Origin of the sequence: Wolbachia endosymbiont of Drosophila bicornuta (genome assembly GCF_028982105.1) — a bacterium.
GTDB lineage: Bacteria > Pseudomonadota > Alphaproteobacteria > Rickettsiales > Anaplasmataceae > Wolbachia > Wolbachia pipientis.
The window spans coordinates 1-4,349 of record NZ_JAPQLF010000038.1 but is presented as its reverse complement, the minus strand read 5'-3'; the positions used below and the strand labels follow the sequence as shown (position 1 = coordinate 4,349).

General features: G+C 32.8%; 6 protein-coding genes. 1 reads left to right on the top strand and 5 read right to left on the bottom strand.

The features are described from left to right. The 4 genes from OZD68_RS00515 to rlmB all read right to left on the bottom strand — a co-directional run. Positions 1–814: IS4 family transposase (locus OZD68_RS00515; RefSeq protein ID WP_275008717.1), on the bottom strand; the 814-nt coding region annotated here is incomplete at its 3' end. A gap of 106 nt (positions 815–920) precedes the next feature. After that, positions 921–1,457 carry a cytochrome c oxidase assembly protein gene (locus tag OZD68_RS00510; RefSeq protein WP_182309586.1) on the bottom strand — a complete coding sequence of 179 codons (537 nt, stop codon included), beginning with the start codon at positions 1,455–1,457 and terminating at the stop codon, positions 921–923. Further along, positions 1,458–2,171: a Bax inhibitor-1/YccA family protein gene (locus OZD68_RS00505; RefSeq protein WP_182309587.1), complete on the bottom strand. Its 714-nt coding sequence runs from the start codon at positions 2,169–2,171 to the stop codon at positions 1,458–1,460. It abuts the gene before it with no gap. A 79-nt stretch (positions 2,172–2,250) separates the two neighbouring features. Further along, positions 2,251–3,015: a 23S rRNA (guanosine(2251)-2'-O)-methyltransferase RlmB gene (gene rlmB / locus OZD68_RS00500; protein WP_182309588.1), complete on the bottom strand. Its 765-nt coding sequence runs from the start codon at positions 3,013–3,015 to the stop codon at positions 2,251–2,253. A gap of 92 nt (positions 3,016–3,107) precedes the next feature. Here rlmB and OZD68_RS00495 point away from each other — a divergent pair, with 92 nt between their 5' ends. After that, complete coding sequence (locus tag OZD68_RS00495) at positions 3,108–3,608, top strand: Smr/MutS family protein (RefSeq protein WP_182309589.1); 501 nt, start codon at positions 3,108–3,110, stop codon at positions 3,606–3,608. A 273-nt stretch (positions 3,609–3,881) separates the two neighbouring features. Here OZD68_RS00495 and OZD68_RS00490 read toward each other — a convergent pair. Continuing rightward, the coding region (locus tag OZD68_RS00490) for a transposase (protein WP_275008713.1) at positions 3,882–4,349 on the bottom strand (468 nt) is incomplete at its 5' end.

Genomic DNA, 4,349 nt, shown 5'->3' with positions numbered 1-4,349 from the left:
TATACTGTTCTTCAGTTAGTTTCTGACATATAATTCTTACTCTAATTTTTGCTTCTTTTCCTAACAATACCTCGTTTTCTAAAAATAACTTATCCTCTAAACATTCTAATAACTCCATTTTTTGATTTGTTTCTACATCATATATGTTGGTATCGGATTTATAACGACTTATGAAATAAGCTCCTATTTCATTGATTTGTTTAAAAGAACTTGGCACAAAATAACCGAGATCAGATATTAGCAAATCATTGCTTAATATATTACTTAAATGTTTCCTATATCCCTGGTCTGATCTTACCCACTCCGTTAAATTAAGTTGGTCTATTATCTGATTCATGTAGTCGAAAACTAATTGTAACTTTATTCCAGACTTAGTATTGCTTTCATAGCCACTGTAGCTAGTACCATAACCTTTATACATCTCTTCCATACTGTTAGGTAGAGTAACATAGCTACTGTCCAATAATTTAACACTATTAAATTGCTGTAAGATTTTGCAATCAACTTGCAAGATATTTTTAAAGAGAATCACAGATTCATTATACATCCTTTTCATAAATTCCACTGCTTCTTCAGTAAATCTAAAATCCAAACCTTGTTTTGTTATATCTATCGAGTCCTCGTTTAGTAATTGACACATTGTTTCTACGCTACAATTATCAACTCCTATATTACCCAAGACCATGGCTTTTACGCATGATGAACCTTTTAGCTTTCTCTTTCTTTTTATAAACCTTGTTGTAATTGAGATTTCCTCTGCTTTTTCATTAAAAAATTCTTTGAGCTTTTTTGATAAGCAAGTTATTTTATTCATTGGTTCTCTCACTAAAAGTATATCTTGGAGAACTTATACCTTATTATTCTATCTCTTTCATACCTTTATTTCCTTAACTTGACGCTTATGGTTTGCAAACATTCTGTTACTTAAGCTTAAAAAACGTGTATGATAGCGTTATTTCACTTAAATCTTTTGTATTACTATCAAGCATTATCTCAGGATCTATATAGAAAGATACGGGCATAGCTGCTTTTTGTTTTGGTAGCAACATTTGCTCTTCAAAACAAAAGCATGCAATTTTATTGAAATACTTACCTGCTTTGAAAGGCGTAACATTATACACCGCCATTCCAAATGAAGGCTGATCAGATAGATTTTTTGCGTAATAAAAAGCTAAACTTTGTTCTCCTATGTTTACATCAACATAGTTAGTTTCTGATTTAAATTCCCAAGGTAGATCGGACATTATATCAGCATTGAAATGGACCCTGATCTTTTGGTTAGTTATATTTGTTGTTGCGTTAGTTACTTTTCTTATTGTGCCACCATACCCAGTAGCTTTACAAAAAATGCTATATAGAGGCACCGATGCATATGTAAGACATATCATCGACACAACTAAAGATATTAAAAAGAAGACTACAGAATTTTTATCATTTCTCCTTAAAAAGGAGAACATTTAGTCCCTGTTATTAAGTAACCTGAGCAAACTGAGAAATATATTGATAAAGTCTAGGTAAAGACTAGTTGCACCAAGTATTGCCAGCTTAGTAGTAGCAGCTTCTGAACCATCATTATACTTGTAATAAACATCCTTGATTCTCTGAGCGTCAGATGCAGTTTTTAAAGTAAACACTATTACCGATATGAATGATATTGCAAAATCGAGTGGACCACTTCCAAGGAACAAATTCACTACAGATGCTATAATTAATCCCCAGACTCCCATTCTCAAAAAAGAGCCCATACTTGTTAGATCTCTTTTTGTGATGTTACCATACAAAGCCATAGAGCCGAACATGATTGATGTAATGAAAAATGCTCTTGCTATACTTTCTGCAGTATAAATTATGAAAATATAGGATGAAGACATTCCAATTAATACTGCAAACGCAAAAAATATGGTGAATGCAGACTGAACACTAAGATGTAGAATTTTAGGGTATACAAAAAACACTAGTACAAGTGGAGAAAATATTACTGTATACAACAGGACTGGATTAGAATGAATTACCTGAAAAAGACCTGAAAACACCGTTAGGAACGCGACAAGCCCTGTAACGCCTAAAGCTAAAGCCATATAATTATACACTTTAGTTAGGTAACTTCTAAGCCCAGCACTGTAGTAAGCGCCTTGAGAGCGAATATCCTGTTCATTTCTCATGTAAGACATAATATAACTCCTTTTATCCATTACTTAACACATTATAATATAAAACCATATTTTTATCAAGTGTTTTTATTATAAACAGCTATGCGCTGGCATTTGTTTTAATATGAATAGAATATAGGCCTATTGCTGCTGCATTTGAAACATTTAAACTGTTAATTGCATTTGACATTGGTATTTTTAAAAGATAATCACAGTTTTCTTTAACTAACCTCCGCATTCCTTTCTCTTCGGAACCAAAAATAATTACTCTTTTTTTCTCAAAACTCTTTATTTCATCTATATTTTCTTTAGTATTGCAATCAAACCCATAACACCAGTAACCGACCTTTTTTAAATACTGCATAGTTTTTACTATATTTGTAACGTATATTAGTGGGACAATATCCAATGCTCCACTTGCTGCTTTTGCAATAGATGCATTTTCACTTGGTGAATGGTTATGTGGTAAAACCAATGCGTCGACATTAAAACAAGCTGAAGTTCTTAAAATCGACCCAATATTGTGCGTGTCAGTGACTTGATCTAAAATGACTATAGTAGAGCTATCGTTCGAGCTTTCAGCTATTTCTTCAATGCTTAAGTTATAAAGAATAGGGGCAACATTTAAAGCAATTCCCTGATGGTTAGCACCTTTGGGTAAAACGTCATTAAGTATTTTGCTTTCTACTAATCGAACTTTAATGCCCTTACTGTCTACACATTGCCTAATTTCTTTTTTGTGCTCTCTATAGAAATTTTCTGTTGCTAACAGTTCTATACACCGCCTATTTTTATTCTTCAGTGCTGACATGCAGGTGTGCTTTCCATACAGCCAAAAATTCTCATTAGTTTTTGACGATTTCATCGTATTATTGAAAATCTGGTTTTTATAGAATAAGCAACATTTTACTATGTTTGGATATTGTTGTAAAATTATACAATTCGATTAATGCGTTTATGTCGGACAATGAGTTGGATTGGCAAAAAAATGTTAAGCCAATAGAATGTGGAAAAGTTACTTTGAAAGTTGATCATAAAGTAAATATAAAGTCTATGGTTGATAAAGGTACCTCCGACTTACAAGGGAATTTTCTTAATACCAATAATAGTAACTCATCATTTTGTCTTGACCAAAACACAAAATCAAAAGTTGATAGGGGTAAATATTTTATAAGCGATAAGCTCGATTTGCATGGCTATAATATAGAGGATGCTTACTGTAAATTGATAGATTTTATTATCAAAAATTATCGAGCAGGAAATAGATGTTTATTGGTAATTACGGGATACGGCAGTGCAACAAACAAAACAGACACTATAAAGAGTAACTTAAATAAATGGTTAAATGACACTAAAATCCAGCATATTGTTCTATACTACCAACAAGCTACGAAAAAACATGGTGGTAAAGGGGCTTTTTATGTTTTATTAAGAAGGAATAAAAACCTTGAGTCCTGATACTTAAAATTCCTTTTAAGCCTTAATTTTTCTTGTATAACCATACAGTGTTCGGCAGCGCGTGACGCACAACTGTGCGAACATTGTGATTTTGGTCTACCAGGAAGGATGTCTCCCAGTACCTCTTTTCCCGTCATCCCGCTACGTGTTAGCTGGATCTCATTTCACTTTATGAGGGTGTCATCCGAGTAGCCCCTTTCTCGTCATCCCGCTACGTGTTAGCTGGATCTCATTTCACTTTATGAGGGTGTCATCCGAATCATACGCGTCAAGTTAAGAGATTGTGAGCAAATTTAGAGAGGTTAAAGTGGATACTCTAGCCCTTCTANGTTTGTCTTTTAATGAAAATCGCGACCAAGTTATAGTGAGTTTTTTAAGAAATGCTTTTAAACTATTAATTTTGGTTAATACTAAAAATAACTCTCTAACCCGCCTTTTTAGATCAATAAATGCCTTTGTTAAGCTAAGTTCTGTATTCTTTTTCACTTCTGTGCAACCAACTATGCCGTGAAATATAAGAATTGCACACAATTTAGCATATAGTTCACATAATACTCTGCATGGCTTTCCTTTTACCTTATCAAGCCTGATATGGCTTTTATACAATTTAAATAATAACTCAATTTGCCACCTTACTCTGTAAATCGTTAATACTTGCTCAGCACTAATTTTATTTTCTGGAACATTAGTTATAAATATTGACCAGTTCAACAATTTTTGATTTCTTTTAGAGGATGTATA